This is a genomic window from Allocatelliglobosispora scoriae (assembly GCF_014204945.1).
GTDB lineage: Bacteria > Actinomycetota > Actinomycetes > Mycobacteriales > Micromonosporaceae > Allocatelliglobosispora > Allocatelliglobosispora scoriae.
The window spans coordinates 140,453-166,841 of sequence record NZ_JACHMN010000001.1; the positions used below are offsets into that span (position 1 = coordinate 140,453).

The window sequence follows — 26,389 nt, forward strand, 5'->3', positions numbered from 1 at the left end:
GAGCTCCGGCCGCGCCGTGGGGCTATGGTGCCGGGGTGGTGCGCAGGTGGTTGTTTCCGGTCCTTCTCGTCGGAGCCGGAGTCGGAGTGATGGTGCGGCAGACGGCGTCCGGGTCGCCGCTGGCAGGCGTGGTGCTGGGGCTCGTCTTCGCCGCCCTGGCGGTGGCGCTGTCGCCGCTGTCGTTCCCGCGTTCGCTGACCGCCGCCGAGGCGTTGCGGCGCAGCGCGGTCGACGGGAGGCCGATCGTCTACTGGCGGCCGGGGTGCCAGTACTGCCTGCGCCTTCGGGTACGTCTGGGGGCTGCGGCGCGGCGGGCGCACTGGGTGGACATCTGGCGAGATCCGGAGGGGGCGGCGGCGGTGCGCCTCATCACCGGCGGTGATGAGACCGTCCCGACCGTGGTGGTGGACGGGCAACCGCATGTCAATCCCGACCCGGGCTGGCTACGCCGCCAGCTGGGCTGATCAATCCGGCATTCGGAGACGATCCGGCCGAACGCGGTGGCTAAGCTCTCGTATCACCCCCGCGGCCGCCGGAGCGCTGAAGGGCGCTGCGCAACTCTCTGACCTCATCGGTGAGAGCCTGAAGCGCGGCCTGCGTCTGCTGCTCCGTGGCGTCCACCTCACGGATGCGCTCGACGAACCAGGAAGCGATGGATGCGGTGAGAACGCCGAGAAGGGCGATGCCGGCGATCATCAGAGCGCCGGCGACGAGCCGCCCCTCGACGGTGGTGGGGTAGCGGTCACCGTAGCCGACCGTGGTGATCGTCGAGATCGCCCACCACAATGCGTCGCCGTAGCTGCGGATGTTCGCCGCCGGGCTCGAGCGCTCGGCGTCGAGGATGGCCAGGCCCGCGACCACGCCGCCCGCCGCCACCGCGACGGCCGTCGCGGCGACGACGCGGCGCCGGGCGAATGGCGCACTGCCCCGGCCGACGACGCGCAGCCCCGTCACTCCGCGCAGCGCTCGCAGCGGACGCAGCATCGGCAGCGCGACGAGGACCAGGTCGAGCCAGTTGTGGCGCAAGAACAGCCGTCGGCGGTCGGACAGTGCGAACCGGATGAGGAAGTCGGCGATGAACACCGCCCAGATCAGCCCGCTTGCGACGGTGCACAGCGAACGGGCCGTGCGGCTGATCTCCGGATCGAGGATCGGCCATGCGTATATCACCAGGAACAACAATCCCAAGATCATGAGTGGGATACGGGTGAGCTGTTCGTAGCGGCTGGTGGATCGGGTACTCACGATCAACCAGGATGACGGTAGGGGGGAGGCGGACGGCGCAACCCGCCCAACGCAGGTCGGATGGCTCGCATGCACGGTGTTGGCTCCCATCGCCGGTGGTTGTGGTGCGCGGCCTCGATGCGCCCCGGCGGCAGCGGACCTGACGGCTCTAAGGAGCTTCTAAGGCTGGCCGAAAGCGTGCCAGAGGCCCGGTTGGTCGAGTAGCCCCTGGCAGCGCCGCAATCGGCCGGCGCTTCGAGGGAGGTAGGCAAGACGATGAGGAAACGAACACAACTGGCAGCAGCGGTGGCGACCATCGCCGCCCTGGCCGCGACCGGAACCGCCGCGGCGGGAGCGGCCCCCGGCCCGTCCCCGGCGAAGCCCGGTTCGGTCGCGGCCAAGACGGGGGAGAAGCCGGCGGATCCCCGCCTCGCCGTGGTCGCCGCGCAGCTCGGGGTCACCCCAGGAGTGCTGGAAGGCGCGCTGCTCGCCGCCAAGGCGTCGCTGTCGTCGGCCGACATCACGCCCGACGCGTTCGCCGCGGCGGTCGCGGCCCACTTGGGGCTGCCGGTGGCGCAGGTCGGTGACGCCCTCGGGTCGCAGACCGCGGGGCCGGTACGCGACGGCGACAGGAAGAAGGCCGGTGCGCGCAACGGCACGGACAAGGGCGTCGACCCGTCGCCGTTCGACAGCGACGCCTCCGCGGCGTGGCTGGCCGCGGCGCTCGGCGTGACGCAGGCGGACGCCAAGGCGGCCCTGACGGCCGTCGTGGTGCTGGGCTCGAGCGCCGACGGGATCGACACGGGGTCCGCGGAGTTCGCGGGCATCGCCGCCGACCTGGGAGTCAGTGTCGACCAACTGCGGACCGCGCTGGGAGACCTGAAGCAGTCGCTGGACAACAGCTGACGGCTGCGGGTTTACTGCACTGCTCAGCTCGACGGTGAGGACGAACAGCCATGCGGATCCTGGTGGTCGACGACGACCCGGCGGTACGCCGGTCCCTGGAGCACGCGCTGCGCAGGGACGGCTACGACGTGTCCTCGGCCGCAGACGGCGTATCCGCCCTCACCGAGCACGGGGTGTTCCGCCCGGACGCGGTCGTCCTCGACATCCTCATGCCCGAACCGAACGGGCTCGAGGTGTGCCGGACGCTGCGTTCGGGCGGACACGACACGCCGATCCTGATGCTCACCGCCCGAGACCTGGTCACCGACCGGGTCGCCGGGCTCGACGCCGGTGCCGACGACTATCTCGCCAAACCGTTCGCCCTCGAAGAGCTCCGTGCCCGGCTGCGGGCGCTGCTGCGGCGCACCGGCGCCCGAGCCGAGATCCTCCGGTTCGCCGATGTCGCCGTGGACCTGTCGGCGTACCGGGCCGAACGCGCGGGCCGCAGCCTCGCCCTCACCAAGACCGAGCTGTCGCTGCTGGAGCTGTTCCTGCGTAACCCGCACCGGGTCCTGAGCCGCTCGCAGATCTTCGAGTCCGTCTGGGGCTACGACTTCGGCCCGCAGTCCAACGCGCTGTGGGTATACGTCAGCTACCTGCGCGCCAAGCTCGAGGCAGACGGCGGTACGCGCCTGATCCAGACCGTCCGCGGTCTCGGCTACGTCCTGCGGGAGGAGCCGTGAACCTGCGGACCCGGCTCGCGTTCGCCGGGGCCCTGTGTCGTCGCGGTGGCGTTGACCCTCGTCTCCGCGGTCCTCTACCCGGCGGTCGAGGCCAACCTGCGCGACCAGATGGACGACTCGCTCGTCGTCGCCGCCCAGCAGGCACCCGCCGTGGCCGCGGCCGTCAAGGACAAGTACAACGAGGTCAACACTCCGCCGGTGGAGTTCCCCACCGTTCCCATCGGGATCGGCAGCATTCAGATGCAGATCGTCCCGCAACCGGTGCAGGCCGGACCATCGGCCGAGTTCGTCGACATCACCGGCCGCGATGTCGCCGTCGCCGATGGCACCGCAGGCCCTTACTTCCGCGACGCGACCTACAGCGGCGTCGCTTACCGTGTCTACACCGACGCACTGCCCGGATCGCACGGGGCGCTCGTCCGGACCGCCGTCCCCGCCGACGAACCCGTACCGACGCTTCGGCGACTCGCCGGGCTGCTGGCGGGGTCGACAGTCGCGGCGGTCCTGCTGGCGTTCCTCGTCTCCCGCCTCGCCGCCCGCCGCGTCCTGCGCCCCGTCCGCAGGCTCACCGAGACCGTCGAACTGATCCGCACCACCGGTGACCTCTCCATTCCCGTGCCCGCCGACGGCCGTGACGAGATCGGCCGCCTCGGCACCGCCTTCGCCGCGATGACCACCGCCCTGGACGAGTCCGTCGGCACCCAGCGCCGCCTGGTCGCCGACGCCTCCCACGAACTGCGTACCCCGCTGACCAGCCTCACCGTGAACCTGGAGCTGCTCGCGGAGAACCTCGCCGATCCGCAGGCCCCGCACCTCGCCGCAGCGGCACTCGCTCAGGCGGGCGAACTCCGGACGCTGATCAACGACCTGGTCGACCTGGCCCGGTACGGGCAGGCCGCGTTCCACACCGAAGACGTCCGCCTCGACCTGGTCGCCGAGAGGGTCGCGGCCCGCGCTGCGACCCGCGCTCCTCACATCGAGGTCCACGTCTCCGGTGAGCCGACCCTCGTGCACGGCGACCCCGACGCTCTCGAACGAGCCGTCGCCAACCTCGTCGACAACGCGGTGAAGTGGAGCCCGCCGGGCGGCCGTGTCGAGATCACCGTCGCCGGGGGAGTCCTGGACGTCGCGGACACGGGACCGGGCATCCCCGCCGAGGACCTCGCGTTCGTGTTCGACCGGTTCTACCGTTCCCCGGCGGCCCGCGCGCATCCGGGCTCCGGCCTGGGCCTGGCCATCGTGCGGCAGGTCGCTGAAGCACACGGCGGCACCGCCGAGGCTATTCCCAGCAGGCAGGGCGCGGTCCTGCGGCTGACCCTGCCCGATCTCGGGTGACACGGGTACGCCGGCGGGCGTACATCCGGTTGGTTGTTCCGGATCGACACGGCGCGGCTCCCTCCGCGGTGTCCCATCAGTTCAGGTGCCGCACGGACCGTCGCCGCCGACACTCGCTAGTGTTGGGAGGCTATCAGCCTCCGCTCGGTCTAATGAATGCCTCGATCGACCTGGGCGCAGATCGGTATGGACACTGCTACGACAAGACGAGGGGCCGTCGTACCTTTACGACGACCCCTCGTCTCGACAGGTGCGCTGCCTGTCGTGCACTGCGCGCGCTCTACCGGGAGACGACCCGGCGGTCAGATCGCAGTCAGAGCGAGGCGAGCCGGAATTGCTGGTTGGATTGTCCGTTGCAGTCGTAGATCTGGACCTGCGCACCGTTGGCGGTGCTCCAGACGTCGATGCAGCGACCGGACTGCGCGCCGGTGATGGTGCCGTTGGAGTTCACGTTCCACTGTTGGTTGGACTGGCCGTTGCAGCTGTAGATCTGGACCGCAGAGCCGTTGCCGGAGCCTGCCGCGTCCAGGCACATTGTGCCGTAGACCTGAAGTTGGCGGCTGGCGGTGTAGGTCCACCGCTGGTTGGGCTGGGTGTGGCAGTCGTAGAGCTGAACCCGTGTCCCGTTGGTCTGCGAGGAGTTCGGCACGTCGATGCAGCGCCCCGACTGCGTACCCACGATCCTGTTCGTGGTGCCGGTCGTCGGTGAGGAGGACGGTGCGGGCGAGGGGGAACCGGTCGGCGATGTGGACGGGCCGGGGCCGGGGCCGTTGAGAACGTTGAGGACGGAGCTGTAGGCGGCCTTGGCCCCGCCGCCGCTGTTGAACAGCAGCGGGCTTTCACCGGAACGCCAGGAGTCGTTGTCCCGGACGCCCCACACCGTGATGCCGATGCAGCGTGACACGTTCATGCAGGCCTGCGTGAGGCCTGCGTACTGGCTGGTGGAGGCGTTGGTGACGTCGACCTCGGTGAGCGCGACGTCGACACCGAGGGCGGCGAAGCTGGACAGCGTCGTCTGGAAGTTGCCCGGCAGTGAGCTGCCGCCGGTGAAGTGGGTCTGCAGTCCGACGCAGTCGATCGGGACGCCCCGGGACTTGAAGTCCTGGATCATGCGGTACACGCCCTGCGTCTTGCCGTAGCTCCAGTTCTCGATGTTGTAGTCGTTGTAGCAGAGCTTGACCGACGGGTCGGCCGCACGGGCGGTGCGGAAGGCGACCTCGATCCAGTCGTTGCCGGTGCCCTGGAGGTTGGACTGGCGGCGGCTGCCGTCCTCGTTGAAGGCCTCGTTGACGACGTCCCAGGCGGCGAGCTTGCCCCGGTAGTGGGCCATGACGCCGTTGATGTGGTCGATCATCGCCTGGCGCAGGGCGCTGCCGGACATGTTCTGCATCCAGCCGGGCTGCTGGGAGTGCCAGGCGAGGGTGTGGCCGCGGACCTTCAGGCCGCGCTGGGTGGCCCAGTTGTAGATCTGGTCGCCGGCGCTGAAGCTGAACTGCCCCCGCTGGGGTTCGGTGGCATCGGGCTTCATCTCGTTCTCGGCCGTGATCATGTTGAACTCGCGGGCGGCGATCGTGGTGTAGTTCGAGTCGCCGAGCTTGCTGCCGGCGATGGCGGTACCGAAGTACCGACCGGACTGGGCGGCTGCGGCACCGAGGGTGCTGGCGGCCGCGTTGGCATCCGGAACGATGACGACGGCGGTGAGGACGGCCAGAGCGCCGGTCAAGCCGATGAGCAGGGTTTTGCGCAGCGGTATCGGTGTGCTGCGGCGGTCGCCACGATGTGCGGCAGGGCGTGCGGACATCATTGGCTCCTTTCGGTGTTCGGCACCGCGGGATCGTGGGAGCGGCCCGCGCGGCGTGACATGGGAGGGGGTCGATGTCGACGGATGCTGCCACGCTCAAGCGGGGGCCCGCAAGGGGCAGATTCCGAAAGTTTCCGGAAGTTGGTGCGGGATACGCTCCGACTCTCGTGCAGCAAGGGCGAGAATGTGATCACTACATGGAAAGGATTGCGCTGCTAGAAGCGACTGCAACACGAAGGACTCATTCCCTGGGCGCTCTACGCTCGTTCGCCGCAGACGGCGAATTGCCGAGTAAATATTTGGCATCACTGAAAGTTTCGGAAGCCTATCGGAACCGGCTTGCTCGGTTTCAGGCTGAGGCCATGCCCGACACGGTGTGGGCCCTGATGCCGACGGCGTCTGCTCCGGGGGCCGCCCGGCGCGCGATGGCCGAGACGTGGTGCTCGGCCTGCTCGGCCAGCCCGTCATAGATCGCCACGAACAGGTCCCGAATTCGTGCCCGGGGCCACCCCTGCGGCAGCAGTTCGGTGGGAAGCTGCGGGTCCAGCAACGGGATGTGCCGGTAGCCGTCCATGATCTGCGTCCGGATTCGTACCGCGGCGGGCCCGTCGACGTCCTCGCTGCCCACCTGGGACAGCACCGGCTGCCAGCGCCGATCGAACTCCTCGTAGTGCCGGGCGATCGAGGGGATGTCCCAGGCGTCGACCGGACTGCGGGCCGTCCCGCCCGCGAAATCGACCTGAGCTGCACGCATGACGGTCATCGCACCGAAGGCGGCGGCAGACAGGCGCTGCTCGACCGTCGGATTCCAGGCGTCGGGTGAAACCCACAGCCCGTCGTACAGCGGCGCGAACCCCAACCACCGAAGCTGGGCGCGTAGCGACCGCCGCTGCGCGCTCAGCTCCTCGGGCAGGGAGAAGGCGACGAGCGTCCAATGTCCGTCCCAGACCCGCTCCCGCTCGCCGAACCGGGCGATCCAGGCGCCGCCGGCCGACAGTTCGTTCGCTGCGTCCTCGGTCAACCGGTAGGAGCTGTATCGGCCGTCCCGGCTGCTCTCCAGTACGCCCCGGCGGGCCAGTCGGCTGATGGCGGTACGGGCGCCGCCGCTGCTGAGACCGGATTCGACCAGCAGTGTCACGATGGCCGCCGACGGCAGCCAGGCTCGCGTCGGCAGCGTGTAGTCCGCGACGAGGGTCGCCGCGAGTCCCTGCGCCGAGTTGCCCTCCTGGCGCCGCGGCAGGCGCGATCCGGTGGCGACATCGGGAAAGATCTCTTCGATCTCGAACGGGCTGACCATGGGGACTCCGCCGCTGTGATGGACCGACCCACGGCCCGGGGTCCCGCCCATGATAAGCGCGGTCGCGCCGGGCCTTCGCGATCGCCGATCACGCCGACAGGACGCAGCATCCGACAATGTCGATTGACACTTAGGTGTCCGACAGTCACACTAATCGACATTCGATGCCGATGGACTCTGCCGGGGGATCCGATCGAAGGCATGGCCGGCCGGACCGGCCGCCTGACGACCGAATCTATCGAGGAAGTGTCATGAATCGAACGACCCGTACGGGCCGGCGCCGATGGGTGCTGGGCAGCCTGCTGACACTGGCCCTGGCCTGCACCACGCTCCTGGTGCCGCGCTTGGCGACGGCCGGACCGACGGCCGGATGCGGCAAGACCCCGACCCTCACCAACGGCGCCCACTCCATCCAGAGCAGCGGCCTGAACCGCAGCTACAACCTGAGCATTCCGGGCAACTACAGCAACGGCCGACCGTACCGGCTCATCTTCGGCCTGCACTGGCTGAACGGGACCGCCAACGACGTCGCCACGGGCGGCGCGGACGGCTCGGCATGGGCCTTCTACGGGCAGAAGCAGCTGTCCGACAACAGCACGATCTTCGTGGCGCCGCAGGGCATCGACAACGGCTGGGCCAACACCAACGGCCGGGACGTAACCCTCGTCGACGACCTCGTCAGACTGATCGAGGGCGACCTCTGCGTCGACACCAGCCAGGTCTTCGCCATGGGATGGAGCTACGGCGGAGCGATGAGCTACGCGCTGGCCTGCGCCCGACCTGCGGTCTTCCGCGCGGTCGTGGTGTATTCCGGCGCCAACCTCAGTGGGTGCAACGGGGGTGCGCAGCCGGTCGCCTACTTCGGCATCCACGGCACCCACGACAGCGTGCTCAACATCTCCAGCGGACGCTCCCTGCGCGACACCTTCGTGCGGAACAACGGTTGCACCGCGCAGAGCCCCCGCGAGCCCGCCCTGGGGAGCCTGACCCACATCACCACCGCCTATGCCGGATGCCGCATCGGATATCCCGTCCAGTGGGCCGCCTTCGACGGAGACCACACACCCAGTCCGGTGGACGGTAGCTCCGGCAGCAGCGGCAGCCGGACCTGGACCTCGGCAGAGGTGAAGACCTTCCTGGCCCAGTTCACCACCGGCCCTTCGCCGAGCAGCACGACATCACCCGGTACGCCGCCCAGCAGCCCGCCGCCGGCCAGCCCTTCGCCGTCCGCGTCTGCTCCGCCGACGGCCTGCAGCGCGGCGTACCGGCTGGTCAATCCCTGGCCCGGCGGCTTCCAGGGCGAGGTGACCGTCACCGCCGGCGGCTCGCCGATCAGCAGCTGGACCGTGCGCTGGACGCTGAGCAGCGGCCAGACCGTCACTCAGGTGTGGAATGGAACGCTCTCCACCTCCGGTTCCACCGTCACGGTCCGCAACGCCCCCTACAACGGCTCGCTGGCCGCAGGCGCGACCACCACGTTCGGCTTCCTCGCCAACGGCAGCCAGTCGGCCCTGTCGCCGACCTGCACCAGTCCCTGAGCCATGCTTCGTCACCGGGTCGCCATCAGGCGAGTGGCGACCCGATGGTGACGGGAGTACGAACCTTGTCGTGCCGCCGCCCTCGACATCGCGACGGCGGCGGCACGACCGGCTGGGCGTCGCCGGAGGATCAGCTGCGCTGGCTCCATTGCTGGTTCGCGCCACCGTGGCACGACCAGAGGATGACCTTGGTGCCGTTGGCGGTCCCGGCGCCGTTGGCGTCCAGACACAGCCCGGACTGCACACCGGTGACGGTACCGTTCGAGTTGAGGTTCCACTGCTGGTTGGTGCCGCCGTGGCAGTCCCAGATGACCACCTGGGTCCCGTTGCTGCCGCCCTGCCCGTAGGCGTCGAGACACTTGTTGCCGTATACCTGGAGCTGCTTGCCCGAGGTATATGTCCAGCGCTGCATGGCGCCGCCCCAGCAGTCCCACAACTGCACCTGGGTGCCGTTGGCGGTACTGCCGTTCGGCACGTCGATGCACCGGCCGGACGCCCCGCCGGCCATCATGGCGTTCTGCTGTCCTCCGCTTACCGCGTACCCGGCCGCCGCGATGTTGGCCTGGACCGCGTTCTCCGTGGCGGCCGACGGATAGCCGGACGTCATCACGCCCTCGTAGAAGGTGCCGGCGCCGGAGATGCTGTTGTCGCCGCCGATGCCGAGGAGGATGGCCCCCTCCTTCTTCATCGGGTGGTAACCCGCGGGCCGTGGTCCGTCGAACATGGTCGACAGGCCGCCGGACTGCGCGTTCCCGCCCCGGATGGCCCAGTGGTTCGGCTCGCCCTTGACGATGGCCGTCACGAATCGGTGGCTGATGGTCGGGTTGTTGTTGTATCCCGGGTTCACCCCGGAGAACAGTCCCCACTCCAGGTCGGCCATGATCCATGGTCCATTGCCGGCCCCGTAGCCCCATTGCCGGTCGGACCCGAAGTAGACGGTCTCCATGATGGCGGGAGAATCGGCCAGCCCGTTCGTCTGCGCGTTGCCGTAGTCGAAGCAGCACCACTGGCTGTAGTGCGTGCCGTCGACGACGGCGTAGATCCCCTCGGGCTGATCGCCGGTGGCGACGCCGTTGGTGTTGTTGTTGCGGTAGCCGGTGCCGGGATTGACATAGACGCCGTACGCCTTCTGGCCGCCGATGGTGATCGGGGCCGCCTTCGCGTCGGCGAGGTTGTCGAACCCACCGGTAGCGGGGCCGGGAAAGCCGCCGGGAGGCGCCTGGGTGAGACGGTTGTTCCGCCCGGACTGGTCGTAGACGATGGTGATGAGGCAGCCTGTGTTGGCGCAGAACGAGTCCTGGGCGGCGGTGTCGGCGGTTCCACCCGCGCTCAGCACGCCGATGTCCCGGGTGGTGTTGTCCGACGACCGCCGGACCTGGTAGAGCGGGCCGTTGTACGAGCCGTACAGTGCCCGGGTGGTGCTGTGCGCCGCTACGCATGGTGTACCGCCGGCCGCGTAGATGTCACACGGCCCCGCCGCGGCGGCCAGCGCACCCGGCGCGGTGGAGTTGATTCCGATCCCGACACTGGCGAGGGTCAACGAGATCCCTACGCCCATGAGGCGGCGAAATCCACTTTTCACGTTCATCGAGTCCTCCGGTAAATTGAGTTCCAGTCGGCTCTGCTCAAGCGACGCGAGTCCACCGCTGGTTGGCGGCGGCATTGCAGGTCCACAGGAGCACCGGGGTGCCGTTGGCCGTGGCGTTGCCGGAGACGTCCAGGCACAGCCCCGACGCGGCATTGCTGATGGTGCCGTTGGTGTTGAAGTTCCACCGCTGGTTCGCGGCGCCGGTGCAGTCCCAGATCTGGGCTTTCGCGCCTGCGGCGGCACCCGTAGGCGAGTCCAGGCACTTGCCGAGCGACTGGATGGTCTGCCCGCTGACCGCCCATCGCTGGTTGGGCCGGAAGGTGCAGTCCCAGATGATCGGCTGAACGCCGTTGGTCGTGTTGCTGCCGGGCATGTCGAGGCAGCGCCCGGAGGCAGAGCTGACCAGTGCGTACGCCGACGGCTCGGTGCCGACCGAGCCGATGCTGCCGGGCACGGCGCGGAGGGCGGTGTACCAGGTGGCGGCCATCTTGTCGTAGCCCGTGGCGGTGGGATGGATGCCGTCGATGAGGTCGCCGGTGGTCAGGGCGCTGTGCATGTCGACGAGGTGGACGTGCTTGCCCGCGTTCGCCTTGGCCTGCACGATGCCGGGGATGGCGGCGTTGAAGGTGCGGGCTGCGTTCTCCTGGCTGCTGTTGCTCAGCGGGATGATCGTCGCGACGAAGACGTCCGCAGCGGGTGCGAGCGCCGTGATGCGGTCGAGCAGGGAGGACAACCGGCCCGGCGCGCCGGACAGGTTGTAGTTCTGCAGCACGTCATTGGTGCCGATGTGCAGCAGCACGGTACGCGGGCTCGTCGTCTGGAGCCAGCCGGTGATGTTGGCGTCGATCTGGTCGATCCGCCATCCGGGGTGGCCCTCGTGGTCGTGGTCGCCGAGGCTGGATGGCCCGTTGAACTGCGAGCCGACGAGGTCGACGCGGTAGCCGCCGGACGCCAGCCGCTGCCACAGTCCCGTTCGGTAGCCGCCCGGCACCTGGGTGCCTTCAGTGATGGAGTCTCCCAGCGGCATGACTCGTACGCCGCCGTTGGACTCCGCTCTGGCGGCGTCGCCCTGCGTGGCGACCCCGGTCGCTGTCACCGCCAGCGTGATCGCTGCCGCGACGAGCCAGCGTGCGTTCTTGAACATCGTCAAATCTCCTCGTGGTGATCGATGGTCACGGGTATGCCGCTCCTACCGAGAACAGGGCGGGAGCGGCATACCCGTTGGATCTGTGGTGTCAGCCGACGCGGACGAGCTGCCATTGCTGATTGGTGCCGTCGCGGTCGGCGTACTGGATGACCGCACCGCCGTCGGCGGTGGAGGCGCCCTGCACGTCGAGGACCTTGCCGCTGTGGCGGTTGATGAACCGCACGTAGCCGCCGGACGAGTTGGCGAGGCTCCATTGCTGGTTGTTGCCGTTCGCGTCGCTCCACTGCTTGATGGGAGCGCTGTCAGCGGTGGACCAGTCGAAGTCGTCGAGGACCTTGCCGGAGTGGCGGGCCTTGATCCGGTAGAAACCGCCACCGGAGGAGACGAATTGGAACTGCTGGTTGGTGCCGCCGGACCGGGTGTACTGCTGGACGCACGCGCCATCGGTGGTCGCCGCGCCGCAGATGTCGAGCGCCTTGCCGCTGTTGCGGTTCACCAGCGTGTACCACGCGCTGGTGTCGACGGGCCCGGTCGTCGCGGTGGCTGTGGGACTGGGGCCGCCGACGTTGAGGGCGTTGAGGACGGCGGTGTAGGCGGCCTTCTTGTTGCCGGAGCCGTCGAAGAGCAGCGGGTTCTCGCCGGTGCGCCAGGAGTCGGTGTCGCGGATGCCCCACACCGTGATCCCGGTGCAGCGGGTGACGGCGAGGCAGGCACGGGTGACGGTGGTGTAGCCGGTGGCCTGGGCGGAGCCGGCGATGTCGAGTTCGGTGATCTGGACGTCGACGCCGAGGTTGGCGAAGCGCTGCAGGTTGGCCTGGTAGTCGCCGGGCGGGCCGTTGGTGAGGTGGGACTGGAACCCGACGCAGTCGATGGGCACACCGCGGTTCTTGAAGTCGGCGACCATGTTGTAGATGCCGGTGGATTTGGCGTTGACGCCGTCGGTGTTGTAGTCGTTGTAGCAGAGCTTGGCGCCGGGGTCGGCGGCGCGGGCGGTGCGGAACGCGACCTCGATCCAGTCGTTTCCGGTGCGTTGCAGGTTCGAGTCGCGGCGGCCGCCGCTGCCGCCGTCGGCGAAGGCCTCGTTGACGACGTCCCAGGCGTAGATCTTGCCCCGGTAGTGGGTCGCGACCTGGGTGATGTGGTTGACCATCGCGTTGCGCAGGGCGCTGCCGGACATGTTCTGCGCCCAGCCGGGCTGCTGGGCGTGCCAGACCAGGGCATGACCGCGCATCCGCTGCCCGTGGGCCTGGGCGTGGGCGACGATCTGGTCGGCGGAGGTGTAACGGAAGCTGCCCTGGGACGGCTCCGTCGCGTCCCACTTCATCTCGTTCTCAGGGGTGATCATGGTGAACTCGCGGTCCAGGATCCCGGCATAGGTCGCGTCGCCCAGCCTGCCCGCGGCGACGGCGGCACCGAAGTAGCGGTTGGTCTGGGCCGCTGAGGCGCCCAGGGTGGTGGCGGCCTCGGCGGTGGTCGCCAGCAGCAGCGACGCCGTCAGCGCGGCCACGGTCGCGAGGACCAGGGGCAGGACGGCACGCAGCCGCCTAGGGGTTCTCATGGGATGGTGCCTTTCGATAGGGAGCGGAGGGTGGTGGACCCGGCGGGAACCGGGAGCCTGGGTATGCCAGCGGAGTCGACGTACCTAAATGTGAGCGTTCACATACCTGCCTGGACTCAGCCCGTTCTGCCAGAGCCGAGCCCCCATGGGGAGCGGACGCCCGACATGGTGATGCCTTTATAGATGGAGGCTCATCGAACTGAGTTCTCGTAACGGAAATCCAGCGATAACCGGCTGGAAACGCAGGTGATGCTCATCGCACCCGAACAGTGTTATATGCCTGCCGCACCGTAGTCGCGCCACGCGGTGGGACCTCGTTCAGCCGGCCCAGGGAGTGCGGACGATGAAGGAGCTTTCCCGCCCGAACCGACCGCTGCCGTCAGACGGATCGATGTATACCGCGCCGTCGCGGCAGCGCAGGCGCAGAGCAGGATAGTTGTACGCCCGCAGGGTGACCGAGCCGGCGACTGCTCCGGGAATCGGGCAGAAGGTGGCGTCCTCACGGAACAGTCGACTGCCGTCGGCGGGACTGAGCCGCAGGCGCAGTTCCGAGTGGCGCAGGTATCGGCCGTCGGTCGCTCGGAAGGTCACGCAGGTGGTGTCGGCGAGACCTGCCGTCACGGCGAAGGTTGCCCGCTGCCGGGTCTGCTGGTCGGCGGTGACACCGACCGCGCCGACCGCTGCGAAGTCGCCGTCGAACGTGAGGTACTGGCCGGGTGCGGCGACAGACTCCAGCGATCGGGAGCCCACCGCGACGGCGGCGGCCACGGCTGACGGCCTGGGGCTGGCCGAGCGGCGGCTGGCCGGTGACGCTGTCGGTGACGGCGGCACCGGGCTGCGCGACGGCGTCGAGGAGGCGATGGGAGCCGGCGACGGCGAGGTCGGGCCGGCGACGACGGCGGGCTTCGGCGGGTCGGGCCACGCCACATAGGTGGCGGTCGCGCCGACGGCAAGGGCCGCGCCGGTGGCGACGCTGACCATCGAATAGGTGGTCACCGCGTGTGCCAGCTTTCCGATCAACGTGGCGTGAACGCCCTTGGCCGATGCCACCAGTGGGGCGGGATGTGACACCGCCAGCCCGGCCGCCTGGGCACCCGCCGCGGGAAGCAGGCCTTTGGCCGCCAAAGCCAACCCCAACCCGACCGGTACGGCCAGCGGTGCCGCACCGATGAGCAGCTGTTCCAACGGAACCTGCCCGGTCATGGTCGCCGCGCACTCCGGGCAGTCCCGCACATGCCGGGCTATCCGCTTGCGCCATACCGACGTCCGGGCACCGTCCCAGTGGCTGATCACCGCGTCGAGCTGCGCACAGCGAGGATCGGCGGCGAGCGCGCAGACGATCGCCCGGCTCAGATCGAGCTGCTCGCGCATACGTTGCAGCCGGACCCCCGTGTGGGCGACCGTCAAGCCCAGCGCCGCCGCGACCTCACTTCGGGTCAACCAGCCGACGTTCTCCTGCCACCACAACGACAGCGGAACCCGGTCCTCCGGATCCAGCCAGCCGCTCGCTTCCGCGACCTGGTGACGCTGCGCGGCGAGCTGCAGGCGAAGGATCACCCGGTCCTCGGAATCAAGGTGCGTATCGGCGGCCTCGCCCATCTCGTCCAGCCCGATGGTCATGTCAGCGCGTGCGCGATGCCGGTAGGAGCTGATCTGACGAATCGCGATCGTTGCCAACCACGGCCGGAAGCTGCTCGGATCCCGCAGGGCGTGCAGGTCACGGACGACCCGCAGCAAAACCTCCTGGACCACGTCATCGACGTCCGGATTGCGCCCCAGCGCCCGCCGGACGATGTTGTACACCAGCGGCAGATACGCGTTGACCAGCTTCGTGCGCGCTCGCTCGTCGCCGTTTTGAGCGGCGACGACAAGCTCTGCGGGGCTCAACTCGGTGATGCTCATTCCTGTGCCGCCTCCACGGATCCGTCATCGCTGCGTGTCGCGACCAGTGGACGGCGTATCCGGTGCGGCCGAGGCTCTGCGAAGCCTGCTCCGTGGAACCGTTCCCACCAGGGGTGGCAGCCAAGGTACCGTCCCCCATGGCAGCCGGCAACCGCCTCGGCCCGCCGCTCCCATCGCGATGTCCGCGTGCGGCGGGAGTCGTTCATCGTGATGTCTCCTTGGTCGATGCTGGTTGGCGCGGTGGGGACGGCCCGGCTCGACTCGATGACGGCCTGGTCGGCTGCATGGCTATGTCGAATTGGCGAAGGCCACGGAGCATCGCCGTCGGTCGCCGCGTGATTGGCCGGAAAGGGCGTCCGCGGTATGAAGCCGAGCGGTGACGGTGACCCGAACTGACGATCACATGCGGACCGTGGAGCCCGTCATGGAAGACGTCGCCCGCTCCAGGCGGTGATGGGGCGCTGTCGTGCGTCGCGCCTTGTGATTCCGCTCATCGAATGTGACCGATAATGCGCCGCGAGTCAAGGCGGAGCGAAAAGGTTTCGAAGACTAGCAGGCCACAGGGCCTGCGATTGACCATCGCAAATATGAGCATCGATGCGCTGTTGCGGCCGGCTGGGTCCGTGCGACTCATTGTCGACGTCGTTCGTAACGGGGTTTCGGTGACGAATCCACTGCCGAGGAGCGGAAACCGATGACGACGACATACGATTTGTGATCCCGCAAAGGTGAAATTGACGGTTTCGATAAAATATCTGATGATGCGGTGCCACCCCTTGATGGCGGCGGGACATTCTGGCAGTCTCATCGGGACCACAGTCGCCCGTCAATGTGAACGTTAACATATATAATCTAAGCCCCTATGTCCGAGGTGCGTCGCCCCGCTCCTTGCTCATACCGGCCCTGAAGGGAGGCGGCGCGCTCCTGTCGGTTCGCTGTGCCGCTGGTCGGCGTCGACGCCGAGTTCGACGGCTGGGGCGGCGAATTCGCGCGGCTGCGATGCCGCCATATGGCTGGCAATTACGCTTCGGCCAGCGTGCTCAGGCGGGTTCCCGGCCGCGGCCCGAAGGGCTCTTGGGTAGGTGCCGGCCCGAGTTGAACGACCCTGTGATCATCCAGTAGGCCGGGAACGGCATCGCCGCGTCGCGGAGAGTCCGGCTGCGGTCGTCCACCGTGCGGGTCGCGACCGCTGTGTTTTCGCTGGCGCCCTGCGGCGCGCCGTCTCTGACGTCATCTGGGTCAGGACCTGTTCTCGTTGACATCACACATCATATGACTTAGCTTTGGCGCATTCCAGCGGACGGCCGGCCCTCCCGGCCATTCTCGAGATGAGAGTCGATGAAGCAGCGAGTATTTTGGTCGGCCGCGATCGCGGGGATGCTGGCCTTGGCGGGCTGTGGAAGCGCTACGGGCAACGAACCCTCGTCCAACTCCGCCAGCGGCAAGCTCGTGGTGTGGGACTGGAAGTCCAGTGACAAGACCGCGACCGCATATGTGGAGAAGGCGAAAGCAGACTTCGCCAAGAAGCACCCGGGCGTCACCGTCGAGTTCGTCGCCCAGCCCTTCGACCAGTACTACACGCTGCTCGGGGCGGCGATCCAGGCGGGCAAGGGCCCGGACGTCATGATGTTCAACGGGGGCGGCCAGATCCGTGACCGGGTCGATGCGCTGGTCCCCTTGGACCAGTACGTCACCCAGGACAAGGCGCGCCTGGCCGGATGGGACGCGTTCGTCAAGGACGGCAAGGCCTACGCCTCCCCGGTGACGCTGCAGGGTCACCCGATCTACTTCAACAAGGGCCTGTACAAGAAGGCCGGCCTCGACCCGGAGCGTCCGGCGACCACGTGGAGCGGCTTCACCGCCGACTGTGCCGTCGTCACCAGGGCGACGGGCGCCAGCTGCTTCGCCCTCGGCAACAAGGAGGGCATCGGCATTCAGTTCTTCCTGTCGGCGTTCGGCTCGGGCATCCTGACCCCGCAGGAGTACGACGACTGGATCGCCGGCAAGCGGGACTGGAACTCGGCCGACGTCAAGCAGGTCTTCCAGCTGTGGAAGGACGTCAACGACCGCGGCCTGAACAGCAAGGGCGGCAACTCGACCACGCTGTTCACCGACGCATTCGGGATCTTCCAGTCCGGCAAGGCGACCAACATCGTCGGGCTGATGTCGGACATCGGGCACTGGAAGGACTTCAACGAGTTCCTCGGCGCCGACAACGTCGGCGTGATGAAGTCACCGGTCATCACCGCCGGAGCGACTCCCAGCCTGCCGTTCGACGGGGGAATCGGATACGGGGTCGCCAAGTGGACCAAGGACCCGGCCCTCGCCGCCGACCTGGTGCGCTCCCTGACCACGACGGATGCCCTGGCAGCCTTCTACGCCGCCGCGGGCGCGGTCGTGTCCGACACCACCGTGAAGACCTCCGACGGCGGTCCTGCCGTCAGCGCCATCGTCGCCGACCTCAAGACCGGCAAGCCGGCACTGCACGTGGCACTGTCGTCCAAGACGATCGAGCTGATGGGGCGACTGTCCCAGCAGATCCTCGAAGGGTCGGTGAGCGTCGACGGTGCGCTGAAGCAGCTCGGCGAGTCGGACCGGAGCTGACCGGTGCCGCTCGGTGATTCTCTACCGCTGTCGGCCCGCTCCGCCCGGGCGGAGCGGGCCGACGACATGGACGCAGCGCCACGCAGGCGCTCCCGGTCGGGCCGGTCGTCCTGGGAACGACTCGCCCCCCTCGTCCTTGTCGCTCCCGCAGTCCTCGTCATCGTGGTGTTCCGGCTCTGGCCGTTGCTGCTCGGCGTCAATTTCTCCTTCACCGGAGACGGCGACCGCAACGGGGCGGCGGTGGGCCTGGACAATTACGCGGAGCTGTTCGCCGATCCGCTCTTCCTGGGCGCGCTGCGCAACGTGGTGTGGTTGGTGCTGCTGCTGCCCATCGCGGTGGCGATCCCGGGAATGCTGGCGACGTTCATCTATCTACGCGTGCCGGGACACCGCTTCTACCGCAGCGTCTACTTCTTCCCCGCGGTTCTCTCCCCGGTGATCGTCGGCTCGATCTTCAACCTCCTGCTGGCTTTCGACGGCCCGCTCAACGGCTTGCTCGGCCTGGTCGGCCTCGGCCCGGTGGACTGGCTGGGGGATTCCAGGGTCGCGATGTTCACCGTGGTCGGCGTCCACATCTGGGCGACGTTCGGGATGGCGCTGGTGGTCTTCCTGTCCGGGTTCGCGACGCTGGACCCGGCGCTGCTGGACGCTGCCCGCTCCGACGGGGCGTCGCTGCCGCAGGTGATCCGGCACGTGATCGTCCCGGGATTGTCCCGCACGATCCAGTTCGTCTTCGTCACGACCATGATCGGCATGCTCACCTCGATGTTCGGGCTGCTCTATGTGATGACCAGCGGAGGTCCAGGCGGGTCGACCTATCTGCCGGAGTACTACGTCTGGATCCAGCAGGGCCAGATGAACCGCCCGGCTTTCGCGGCGGCTGCTTCCACGGTGCTGTTCCTGGTCATGCTCGTCGTCGGGCTCGCGCAGGTCGGTTTCCTGCGGCGTACGGGTAAGGAGGACTGATGCGCGGCGCTCGGATCAGCCGATGGCTGATTGCCGTTCCCATGGCGCTGCTGGCGCTGGCGACGATCTACCCCCTGGTCTTCACCGCCAACGCGGCGATGAAGACCCGTCGTGACTACATCCTGGACAGGTTCTCGCTCGCCGACTCACTTCGCTGGGACAACATCGTCACCGCCTGGACCAGCGCCGGCACCGCACGCTACTTCGTCAACTCCGTGATCGTGGTGGCCGGAGCGGTGGCTCTGCTTCTGCTGCTGGGCTCGATGGCGGGTTTCGCCCTGAGCCACTTCCGCTTCCGCGGTTCGAAGGCGCTGCTGCTGGGATGCCTGGCGGCGCTGTTCGTGCCCTTTCAGGTGATCATGGTTCCGTTGGTGCGGACCATGGCCGACACGGGGCTGGTCGACACCTACCCGGGGCTGATCCTTGCCTACGTCGCACAATTCCTGCCCTTCACGATCTACCTGATGGCCAGCTACTACAGCACCATCCCGTCGGAGATCGTCGACGCGGCGCGGATCGACGGCAACAGCACCTATGGCGTCTACCGCAGGATCATGCTGCCGATGGGCCGGCCGGCGCTGCTGTCGGTCGGTGTGCTCAACGCGTTGTTCTGCTGGAACGACGTGCTCATCGCGCTGCTGATGATGCCGTCCGCGGAGCACCGCACCCTGATGGTCGGGGTGACGTCGCTACGCGGTCAGTACTCGGCCGACATCCCCACCTTCGCCTCGGGGGTCCTGATCGCTGCCGTACCCGTCCTGACGATCTACCTGTTCTTCCAGCGCCGGATCGCCGACGCTGTCACCGCGGGTTCGACGAAAGGCTGACATGCGGATCACTGGCTACCGTGCGCTGAACACCGTGCAGGAGTGGGGCCGTCCCGTCGGGGACGCCAACGGCGTCTTCGCCGACGGGATCACCGACGTGCCGATCGTCCTGGTGACGACCGACGAGGGCATCACCGGTGTCGGCATGGGCCCGCACGTGGAACTGGACACGGTCTTCGCCGCGATCGACGGTGAGGATCCACGAGGCGTGAGCGCGCTCTACGACCGGATGCTGCGGCAGACGTTCAAAGCCGGGCACGCGGGAACCATCTTCGGGACCATCGGTGCGTTCGACACCGCGCTGTGGGACATCAAGGCCCAGGCGGCAGGGGAGCCCCTGTGGCGCATGCTGGGCGGACGCGACCGAGTGGTGCCCGCGTACGCCTCCGGTCTCGACATCGATCTCGACGATGAGGAACTGGTCGCCACCTACACGGCGTACGCGGATCGGGGCATGGGAGCGGCGAAGCTCAAGGGCGGTCTCGACGTCGAACGCGACCGGCACCGCCTGACCCTGGTGCGCGACGTGCTCACCGAGGCCGGCGGTGGATCGAGGCCCGGGCTGATGCTCGACGCGAACGAGTGCTGGAGCCGCAAGCAGGCTGTTCGCTACGTCGCCGAACTCGAGCGCACCCTGGATCTGATCTGGGTCGAGGAGCCTGTGCGGCGGTGGGACGCCGAAGGGCTGGCCACCGTCGGCCGCGGCATTCGGGCCGCGGTCGCCAGCGGCGAGAACCTCAGCGGGCTGGAGCAGTTCCGCCCGCTGCTGGCGGCCGGTGCACTGGACATCGTGCAGACGGCATCGGTGTGGGGCGTCACCCACTTCCTCCGTGTCGCCACGCTGGCCCATGCTCACGACCTGCCGGTCAGCCCGATCGGCACCAACCCGGTCGGCCTTCTGCACGCGGCGACATCGGTGCCCAACCACACCGCCAGCGAGCTCCAGGTCCTACACCCGCCGGTCGGCATCGACGTCGACCTGCGGATCGAGAACGGGGCCTTCATCCTCGGTGACTCGGCCGGCCTGGGAATCCGCGTCGATGAGGTAGCGATCGCCGCCTGCGAACTCCGGCCCACCACGGTGTCCTTCGACGGCCCGGGTGTCCGACCGGAGCGGGCCGGTCAGCGATTGGTGGCAGCCGTCGGCTGATCTGTACCGCCGGGGGACCCGGAGCGCGCGGGTGCGGCAGGCCGAGGCCGCCGCACCCGCGCGCTCCGGCAGCGGGCTCGGCGCCAAGCGGCCTGACTCGTCGGCGTGCGCGCGTAGAGGTACGCGCGCATCGAGCCCTGCGACCAAACCGGATGCCCGTCCATAACAATTTCTGTGCGAGAATTCGCACAGATGCTTGGCACGTGACCGTGACATATGACATCTTATAAGTGATGTCATGGCGGTGTGCCATGCAATCACCTGTGTCGGTTCCGGCGACCCGACGCCCAATGCCAGGGGGGCACATTGACGCGGCAGGTTGTGGCTGATCCGTTCGGCATACCTAACGCATCAGCCGTGGACGCTGCGCCGCCCCGGGCCCGCGGTGCCAAACTGGGCGTCAACGTCGTGCAGCAGATCGTCAACGACATCGTGCGCGGCGTGCTGGTCCCAGGCGCGACTCTGCCGCCCGAGGCGGACCTGTGCGACCAATTCGGGGTCAGCCGCACGGTGATCCGCGAGTCCATCAAGGTGGTCCAGGAGAAGGGTCTGGTCCGCATCGAACACGGTCGCGGCACCCAGGTGACCGATTCCCGCCAGTGGAACCTGCTGGACGACATCGTGCTCACCGCCATCATCGCCCACGATGCCAACCTCTCATTCCTGGACGAGCTCGTCGCCACCCGCACCGCGCTCGAGGCCGACATGGCCGCTGCTGCGGCCTCATCGCACACCGGTGAAGACAAGCTGCGCATCAGTGCAGCTTTCGAGCTCATGCGTTCGAAGATCAATAATGTGCCGGCGTTCGCCGCTGCGGACGCACACTTTCATGACATGGTCATGGCCGCATCGCGCAACCGCCTCGGGCGTGCGATCGTGAACAGCATCCATGACAAGGCACGCGAGAGCATGCGCTACCACGGCGAGTACAACGAAGCGGTCATGCGTCGAACGTTGGACGAGCACCAAGCCATCCATGATGCGATCATGGCCAGAGACGCCGCGGCCGCCGCAGCCGCCATGCGCGCCCACATCTCCGGGTCGTGGAGCCGGCGTCGACCGGTTCTGGATGCGGACGCTTCTACGTCGGCATCCCGCCGCCGTCCGAAGGGCTGACTAGGGCGCAGGCCGCGCCGACGGGTGGCGACAGTCGCAACACGTACTGTCAAACGATTCGCGTGGGTCTTGCCATGACGTCATACGTATGATGTTGTGTACCAAGGCATTCGCCCCGGTCGCCATCGATCTCGATGAACGGCTTGGGCACCGCTGCCATGCGCCGATTCGTCGGTGGCCTGGCACCTCTGATTGACGTCGGCCCGTACCGCCGCATGCGGGTCGGTGTCCTGCTTGCCGGACTGGGCATCCGGCGCAACAGGGTCTGGGCGAGCTGGCGGCGGTGCCTGCGCAGGGTGTGAGCCTTCCCGGGCCCGGCATCGCGATGGGCGATGCCGGGCCCGGGCATCAGGCGGTCGCCGAGGCCAGACGCTGGGGGTCGATGCGGTAGGCCCGGGTGGCGGTGCCGGCGAGGATGTGGTCGCGATCGGCGTCGGCGAGGTCCGGCAGGCCGTGCCGGATGATGTCCAGCGTCCGACCGTACGGTTCGTGGAGAAGACAGATCGGCCAGTCACCGCCGTACATCATCCGGCGTGGGCCGAAGAGTTCCAGCGCCTCGCCGATGTACGCACGGGCCCGCCTCATCCCGTTGCCGTCCGAGTCGGACCGCAGGTAGAGGCCCGAGATCTTGACGTAGACCTGAGGGTGCCCGGCGAGGACCGCCAGCGACCTCAGCCACGGTTGGGCCTGCCCGGGTTCGGTGTCCAGGGGAGGCGCCCCCAGGTGGTCCAGGATCAGGCGCAGTCCGGGGTGGCGCCGTGCCACCTCGGCGGCGGTGGCCAGGGCCAGGGGCCCAGCCGCCACGAAATCGAACGGTACCCCGTCCTGCTCGAGCAGGTCGAGGCCCGCGTCCACGTCGCGGCGCAGGATCCATTGAGGATCGGGCTGCTCGTGGATGAGGTTGCGCACGCCCGCGAACAGTGGCTCGTCGCGCAACCGCGCCAACCTCTCTGCGGCGGCGACAGGCTGGTCCAGAGGGACCCAGCCGACGACGCCGACGACCTGGCGGTGGGACCTCGCGGTTTCGAACATCAGGTCGGTGTCGAAATCGCTGTCGGCCGACTGCACCAGCACGACCGCGCCGACCCCGTGGCTGCCGAGCTCGGGCAGCACCTCGGGGAGCGCCATCGTCCGGTTCACCGGCGCCAGAGCCGGTCCGAGCCAGGGATAGACGCCACGTGCGGGGTCCCAGACGTGAAGATGCGCGTCAACGATCGTGTTGGTCGGAGGTCGGGTCATAAGCGCTGCTCCCATCGGTAAAGGGTTCGTTCGGGACGGCGAGCCGCGGCGCCGTCCGGCCCGCGCCCGGGCGTCTGCCGCTGCGGACCGAGGCGTTCGGGCGAGTTGCCGTCGACCCGTTGTCATCACGCGAAACATATGATGTCATATCTTGGCTCGAACCTGTCGGCACGAACGCGACCAACCGGTTCGGAGGCGTAGTCACGACGGGCGACGCGGATGCCGTGCTCACGAGAGGACAGTCATGCACCAGGCCATATACGAGGGCGATCGCAGACTGCGGGTCCGGGACGTACCGGAGACGCCGCCCGCCGCCGGGGAGGTGCAGATCGACGTCGCGTTCACCGGAATCTGCGGCACCGACCTGCACATCCTGCACGGTGACATGGACGGCCGAGTCGCGGTTCCGGCCGTCATCGGACACGAGATGTCGGGGACTGTGGCACGCCTCGGTGCCGGGGTGGACGGCTGGGCGTTCGGCGATCCCGTCACCGTGCTCCCCGTGCTGAACTGCGGCGCCTGCGCGACCTGCCGGGCCGGACACGGACACGTCTGTCCCCGGCTCACCTTCATCGGCATCGACAGCGCCGGCTCCATGCAGCAGCGCTGGAATGTGCCCGCACGAGCGCTGGTACGCCTGCCGGCAGACCTCGATCTCGCCCACGCCGCGCTCGCCGAGCCGACCGCGGTGGCCGTGCACGACGTGCGACGCAGCGGTCTCACCGATGGCGAGCACGCCGTCGTGGTCGGCGGCGGCCCGGTCGGCCTCCTCATCGCGGTGGTCGCACGGCGTACCGGAGCCCAGGTCTTGATCCTGGAGCCCAGCCGACAGCGGCTGGCGGTCGCCGACCGGCTCGGCTTCGCCACCGCGGACCCGACCGCCCGCGACGCGATCGAGATGATCCAGGAATGGACCGGCGGCGAGGGGGCCGCCGTCGCCTTCGAGGTGTCCGGCGCGGCCGCAGGAGTCTCCACGGCCGTGGACGCCCTGGCGCCCCGCGGGCGCCTGGTGATGGTGGCGATCCACTCCGCTCCGCGTGAAGTCAACCTGCACCGCTTCTTCTGGCGTGAGCTGACGATGCTCGGCGCGCGCCTCTACAGCCCGTACGACATGGCGACCGCCGTCGAGCTGGTGGCCGCTGGTGAGATCCCGGCCGCAGACCTGATCAGCCGGGTGGAGCCGCTGCACCGGGTTGACGAGGCGTTTGCCGCTCTCGAATCCGGCGCGGGTGTGATGAAGGTTCTGCTCGATTGCGCGGGCCGCCCATGAGCGCCGCGATGTTCGACCTCAGCGGCAGGCTCGCCGTCGTCACCGGCGCGCGACGCGGTATCGGTTTGGCCATCGCCACCGCGCTCGCCGCCGCGGGCGCCGACATCATCGCCGTCAGCGCCCAGCTCGAGCCCGAAGGCAGCGAGGTGGCCCGCAGGGTGAGGGCCAAGGGCAGGCGCTGCGACGTGCGAGCCGTGGACTTCGCTCGGCGTGAGGCGGTGGCGGCCCTGGCCGCTGAGCTGACCACACAGCAGCGCCCCATCGACATCCTGGTCAACAACGCCGGCACCATCGCCCGAGCGCCGGCCGCCGAGCACAGCGATGAGGACTGGGACCACGTCCTGGCGGTCGACCTCACCGCGCAGTTCATCCTTGCCCGCGAGGTCGGCCGCGCGATGCTGGCCCGGCGTGCTGGAAAGATCATCTTCACCGCGTCTCTGCTCAGCTTCCAGGGCGGGATCACGGTGCCGGGCTACGCCGCCGCGAAATCCGGCATCGCCGGACTGACCAAGGCGCTCGCCAACGAATGGGCCGTGCACGGGGTCAACGTGAACGCCATCGTCCCCGGCTACATCGCCACCGACAACAATCGGGCGCTGCGTGAGGACCCCCAGCGCAACGCCGCCATCGTCGACCGCATTCCGGCCGGACGCTGGGGCACACCGGCCGATCTCGGGGGAGTGGCCGTGTTCCTGGCATCACCCGCCTCGAACTACGTGCACGGCACGCTCATCCCCGTCGACGGTGGCTGGCTGGGCCGATAGGCCACCGCCCCCTGTTCCCCATGACTCACCACACTGACCATCGAGGAGCATCATGCAGGTGATCGGTCTGCACACCCGGCTCAAGCCCGGGCTCGAAGCGGAGTACGAGCGCATCCACGCGGTACTGGCGCCGCAGCACGAACAGGCGTTGCGCGACAGCGGGGTCCACTCCTGGCACATCTGGCGCGACGGGCTGGATCTGTTCCACACGGTGGTGTGCGACGACTGGGCGGGGATGGAGTCGGCGATGGCGAAGCTGGAGCTGACTCGACGCTGGCACGAGGTCATTCATCCGCTGCTTGACATGGAGGCGTCCCAGCGCGGACCGCTGCCCCTGGTGTGGCGGCTGCCGTAGCCGGCGTTCACGCCGATCCGCCCGAGAGACCGCCTCCATGCCACGTCGATCATGGGAGTTCCCCGTGACACCACCCGTACGCAGAATGCCCGCCCGGCCGCTGGGGCGCACCGGGCTGGACGTCACCACCCTGGGTTTCGGCGCCTCCGGCATCGGCAACCTGAATTACGCCAGGCCGGATGGCGACGCGGCGCGTGCCGTCAGCGCTGCCTGGCATGCGGGGATACGCCTGTTCGACACCGCGCCCCATTACGGGCTCGGGCTGTCCGAGCGACGTCTGGGCAGCGCGCTGCGGCCCTACCCCCGCGACGAGTACGTCCTGTCCACCAAGGTCGGACGATTGCTGCGCCCGAATCCCGCGCCGACCGGCTCCGATCTCGCCGCCGGCGGCTTCGACGTCCCCGACGACCTGGCGCGGGTATGGGACTTCAGCGCCGACGGAGTGAAACGCAGCCTGCACGACAGCCTGACCCGGCTCGGCGTCGACCGTATCGACATCGTCTATGTCCATGACCCCGACCACGCCGTCGACGACGCCATCGGGCACGCCATCCCCGCCTTGATCGCGCTGCGTGATCAGGGCGTGATCGGTGCGGTCGGCGTCGGGATGAACCAATGGCAGGCCCCGCTGCGAATGGTCCGCGAAACCGATCTCGACGTCGTCATGCTGGCCGGTCGGTACACCCTGCTCGACCGGGCAGGCGAGCAACTGCTGGACGAGTGCGCCGGACGCGGGGTGGCGGTCGTCGCCGCGGCACCGTTCAATTCGGGCATTCTGGCAAGGCCGTGGCCGCCCAGCAGCGCCCACTACGACTACGGCCCGGCATCGGACCCGGTGCTCCAGCGCGCTCGCCGGTTGGCGGAAACCTGTCGGGCGCACGGCGTGCAGCTGCCCGCCGCGGCCCTGCAGTTTCCCTTGCTGCACCCGGCCGTTGCCAGCGTCGTCACGGGCATGGGCTCCGCCGAGCACGTCGAAGCCGCAGTGAGCGGCAGCCGGTCGTACGTGCCGGCCGCCCTCTGGCGGGCGATGCGGCCGGTGTCGACGCCGTAGCGACGGCCGGGTCGGCAACTCGGCAGCAG

The 26,389-nt window shown here is 68.6% G+C and carries 22 protein-coding genes; 14 read left to right on the plus strand and 8 right to left on the minus strand.

The window, feature by feature from the left end; translation table 11 throughout:
* The first annotated feature begins 35 nt into the window (after nt 1–35).
* Nucleotides 36–464, plus strand: coding sequence for a glutaredoxin domain-containing protein (locus F4553_RS00645; protein WP_312875049.1), 429 nt, complete (start codon nt 36–38; stop codon nt 462–464).
* 40 nt (nt 465–504) lie between these two features.
* On the opposite strand, the gene F4553_RS42170 is transcribed toward F4553_RS00645, so the two are convergent.
* The gene (locus F4553_RS42170; protein ID WP_184830790.1) at nt 505–1,245 is read right to left on the minus strand and encodes a potassium channel family protein; all 741 of its coding nucleotides are present in this window, start codon (nt 1,243–1,245) and stop codon (nt 505–507) included.
* Nucleotides 1,246–1,500: 255 nt separating this feature from the next.
* Between F4553_RS42170 and F4553_RS00655 the strand changes: the two genes are divergently transcribed.
* The 3 genes from F4553_RS00655 to F4553_RS00665 are packed head-to-tail and all read left to right on the plus strand — an operon-like array spanning nt 1,501 to nt 4,187.
* Nucleotides 1,501–2,130: a hypothetical protein gene (locus tag F4553_RS00655; protein WP_184830792.1), complete on the plus strand. Its 630-nt coding sequence runs from the start codon at nt 1,501–1,503 to the stop codon at nt 2,128–2,130.
* Nucleotides 2,131–2,180: 50 nt separating this feature from the next.
* Nucleotides 2,181–2,852, plus strand: a complete 672-nt coding sequence (locus F4553_RS00660) for a response regulator transcription factor (protein ID WP_184830794.1) — start codon at nt 2,181–2,183, stop codon at nt 2,850–2,852.
* A 45-nt stretch (nt 2,853–2,897) separates the two neighbouring features.
* The gene (locus F4553_RS00665) at nt 2,898–4,187 is read left to right on the plus strand and encodes a HAMP domain-containing sensor histidine kinase (RefSeq protein WP_184830796.1); all 1,290 of its coding nucleotides are present in this window, start codon (nt 2,898–2,900) and stop codon (nt 4,185–4,187) included.
* A gap of 313 nt (nt 4,188–4,500) precedes the next feature.
* Here the strand turns inward: F4553_RS00665 and F4553_RS00670 are convergent, their stop codons facing one another.
* Together F4553_RS00670 and F4553_RS00675 are read right to left on the minus strand one after the other, a co-directional pair.
* Nucleotides 4,501–5,988 carry an endo-1,4-beta-xylanase gene (locus F4553_RS00670; protein ID WP_184830798.1) on the minus strand — a complete coding sequence of 496 codons (1,488 nt, stop codon included), beginning with the start codon at nt 5,986–5,988 and terminating at the stop codon, nt 4,501–4,503.
* Nucleotides 5,989–6,337: 349 nt separating this feature from the next.
* A complete protein-coding gene (locus F4553_RS00675) occupies nt 6,338–7,285 on the minus strand; it encodes a PaaX family transcriptional regulator (protein ID WP_184830800.1) in 948 nt (315 codons plus the stop codon).
* 251 nt (nt 7,286–7,536) lie between these two features.
* On the opposite strand from F4553_RS00675, the gene F4553_RS00680 reads away from it, so the two are divergent.
* The gene (locus F4553_RS00680) at nt 7,537–8,823 is read left to right on the plus strand and encodes a CE1 family esterase (protein WP_184830802.1); all 1,287 of its coding nucleotides are present in this window, start codon (nt 7,537–7,539) and stop codon (nt 8,821–8,823) included.
* Between the two features lie 130 nt (nt 8,824–8,953).
* Here F4553_RS00680 and F4553_RS00685 read toward each other — a convergent pair whose 3' ends face one another.
* The 4 genes from F4553_RS00685 to F4553_RS00700 form a co-directional block, all read right to left on the minus strand.
* The gene (locus F4553_RS00685; protein WP_246465784.1) at nt 8,954–10,381 is read right to left on the minus strand and encodes an arabinofuranosidase catalytic domain-containing protein; all 1,428 of its coding nucleotides are present in this window, start codon (nt 10,379–10,381) and stop codon (nt 8,954–8,956) included.
* A 67-nt stretch (nt 10,382–10,448) separates the two neighbouring features.
* Nucleotides 10,449–11,555: an RICIN domain-containing protein gene (locus F4553_RS00690; protein ID WP_184830806.1), complete on the minus strand. Its 1,107-nt coding sequence runs from the start codon at nt 11,553–11,555 to the stop codon at nt 10,449–10,451.
* A 91-nt stretch (nt 11,556–11,646) separates the two neighbouring features.
* On the minus strand, nt 11,647–13,116 hold the full coding sequence (locus F4553_RS00695; protein WP_184830808.1) for a glycoside hydrolase family 10 protein: 1,470 nt from the start codon (nt 13,114–13,116) through the stop codon (nt 11,647–11,649).
* A 318-nt stretch (nt 13,117–13,434) separates the two neighbouring features.
* Nucleotides 13,435–15,018, minus strand: coding sequence for a sigma-70 family RNA polymerase sigma factor (locus tag F4553_RS00700; protein ID WP_184830810.1), 1,584 nt, complete (start codon nt 15,016–15,018; stop codon nt 13,435–13,437).
* Nucleotides 15,019–16,356: 1,338 nt separating this feature from the next.
* Here F4553_RS00700 and F4553_RS00705 point away from each other — a divergent pair.
* The 5 genes from F4553_RS00705 (at nt 16,357) to F4553_RS00725 (ending at nt 21,681) form a co-directional block, all read left to right on the plus strand.
* Nucleotides 16,357–17,622, plus strand: coding sequence for an ABC transporter substrate-binding protein (locus F4553_RS00705; protein ID WP_184830812.1), 1,266 nt, complete (start codon nt 16,357–16,359; stop codon nt 17,620–17,622).
* A gap of 3 nt (nt 17,623–17,625) precedes the next feature.
* Complete coding sequence (locus F4553_RS00710) at nt 17,626–18,588, plus strand: carbohydrate ABC transporter permease (protein ID WP_312875050.1); 963 nt, start codon at nt 17,626–17,628, stop codon at nt 18,586–18,588.
* Nucleotides 18,588–19,415 carry a carbohydrate ABC transporter permease gene (locus F4553_RS00715; RefSeq protein ID WP_184830814.1) on the plus strand — a complete coding sequence of 276 codons (828 nt, stop codon included), beginning with the start codon at nt 18,588–18,590 and terminating at the stop codon, nt 19,413–19,415. Before F4553_RS00710 ends, F4553_RS00715 begins: the two co-directional genes overlap by 1 nt.
* Nucleotide 19,416: 1 nt before the next feature.
* Entirely contained in the window at nt 19,417–20,565 is a 1,149-nt protein-coding gene (locus F4553_RS00720; protein WP_184830816.1) for a mandelate racemase/muconate lactonizing enzyme family protein, read from the plus strand.
* 357 nt (nt 20,566–20,922) lie between these two features.
* Nucleotides 20,923–21,681, plus strand: coding sequence for a FadR/GntR family transcriptional regulator (locus F4553_RS00725; protein WP_184830818.1), 759 nt, complete (start codon nt 20,923–20,925; stop codon nt 21,679–21,681).
* Between the two features lie 348 nt (nt 21,682–22,029).
* On the opposite strand, the gene F4553_RS00730 is transcribed toward F4553_RS00725, so the two are convergent.
* The gene (locus F4553_RS00730) at nt 22,030–22,920 is read right to left on the minus strand and encodes an amidohydrolase family protein (protein WP_184830820.1); all 891 of its coding nucleotides are present in this window, start codon (nt 22,918–22,920) and stop codon (nt 22,030–22,032) included.
* A gap of 244 nt (nt 22,921–23,164) precedes the next feature.
* Between F4553_RS00730 and F4553_RS00735 the strand changes: the two genes are divergently transcribed.
* The 4 genes from F4553_RS00735 to F4553_RS00750 all read left to right on the plus strand — a co-directional run bounded on the left by F4553_RS00735 (nt 23,165) and on the right by F4553_RS00750 (nt 26,360).
* Nucleotides 23,165–24,190 (plus strand): zinc-dependent alcohol dehydrogenase, encoded by a 1,026-nt coding sequence (locus tag F4553_RS00735; protein WP_184830822.1) that lies wholly within the window; start codon nt 23,165–23,167, stop codon nt 24,188–24,190.
* An 8-nt stretch (nt 24,191–24,198) separates the two neighbouring features.
* On the plus strand, nt 24,199–24,954 hold the full coding sequence (locus F4553_RS00740) for an SDR family oxidoreductase (protein ID WP_246465786.1): 756 nt from the start codon (nt 24,199–24,201) through the stop codon (nt 24,952–24,954).
* Nucleotides 24,955–25,006: 52 nt separating this feature from the next.
* Nucleotides 25,007–25,309, plus strand: a complete 303-nt coding sequence (locus F4553_RS00745; RefSeq protein WP_221469637.1) for an L-rhamnose mutarotase — start codon at nt 25,007–25,009, stop codon at nt 25,307–25,309.
* A gap of 64 nt (nt 25,310–25,373) precedes the next feature.
* Nucleotides 25,374–26,360 (plus strand): aldo/keto reductase, encoded by a 987-nt coding sequence (locus tag F4553_RS00750; RefSeq protein ID WP_312875051.1) that lies wholly within the window; start codon nt 25,374–25,376, stop codon nt 26,358–26,360.
* Nucleotides 26,361–26,389 lie beyond the last annotated feature (29 nt).

Coding starts and splice junctions, on each gene's coding strand:
- F4553_RS00655 (WP_184830792.1), top strand. CDS start 1,501: ATGAGGAAACGAACACAACTGGCAGCAGCGGTGGCGACCATCGCCGCC.
- F4553_RS00660 (WP_184830794.1), top strand. CDS start 2,181: ATGCGGATCCTGGTGGTCGACGACGACCCGGCGGTACGCCGGTCCCTG.
- F4553_RS00670 (WP_184830798.1), bottom strand. CDS start 5,988: ATGTCCGCACGCCCTGCCGCACATCGTGGCGACCGCCGCAGCACACCG.
- F4553_RS00675 (WP_184830800.1), bottom strand. CDS start 7,285: ATGGTCAGCCCGTTCGAGATCGAAGAGATCTTTCCCGATGTCGCCACC.
- F4553_RS00680 (WP_184830802.1), top strand. CDS start 7,537: ATGAATCGAACGACCCGTACGGGCCGGCGCCGATGGGTGCTGGGCAGC.
- F4553_RS00685 (WP_246465784.1), bottom strand. CDS start 10,381: ATGGGCGTAGGGATCTCGTTGACCCTCGCCAGTGTCGGGATCGGAATC.
- F4553_RS00690 (WP_184830806.1), bottom strand. CDS start 11,555: ATGTTCAAGAACGCACGCTGGCTCGTCGCGGCAGCGATCACGCTGGCG.
- F4553_RS00695 (WP_184830808.1), bottom strand. CDS start 13,116: ATGAGAACCCCTAGGCGGCTGCGTGCCGTCCTGCCCCTGGTCCTCGCG.
- F4553_RS00700 (WP_184830810.1), bottom strand. CDS start 15,018: ATGAGCATCACCGAGTTGAGCCCCGCAGAGCTTGTCGTCGCCGCTCAA.
- F4553_RS00705 (WP_184830812.1), top strand. CDS start 16,357: ATGAAGCAGCGAGTATTTTGGTCGGCCGCGATCGCGGGGATGCTGGCC.
- F4553_RS00715 (WP_184830814.1), top strand. CDS start 18,588: ATGCGCGGCGCTCGGATCAGCCGATGGCTGATTGCCGTTCCCATGGCG.
- F4553_RS00720 (WP_184830816.1), top strand. CDS start 19,417: ATGCGGATCACTGGCTACCGTGCGCTGAACACCGTGCAGGAGTGGGGC.
- F4553_RS00730 (WP_184830820.1), bottom strand. CDS start 22,920: ATGACCCGACCTCCGACCAACACGATCGTTGACGCGCATCTTCACGTC.
- F4553_RS00735 (WP_184830822.1), top strand. CDS start 23,165: ATGCACCAGGCCATATACGAGGGCGATCGCAGACTGCGGGTCCGGGAC.
- F4553_RS00740 (WP_246465786.1), top strand. CDS start 24,199: ATGTTCGACCTCAGCGGCAGGCTCGCCGTCGTCACCGGCGCGCGACGC.
- F4553_RS00745 (WP_221469637.1), top strand. CDS start 25,007: ATGCAGGTGATCGGTCTGCACACCCGGCTCAAGCCCGGGCTCGAAGCG.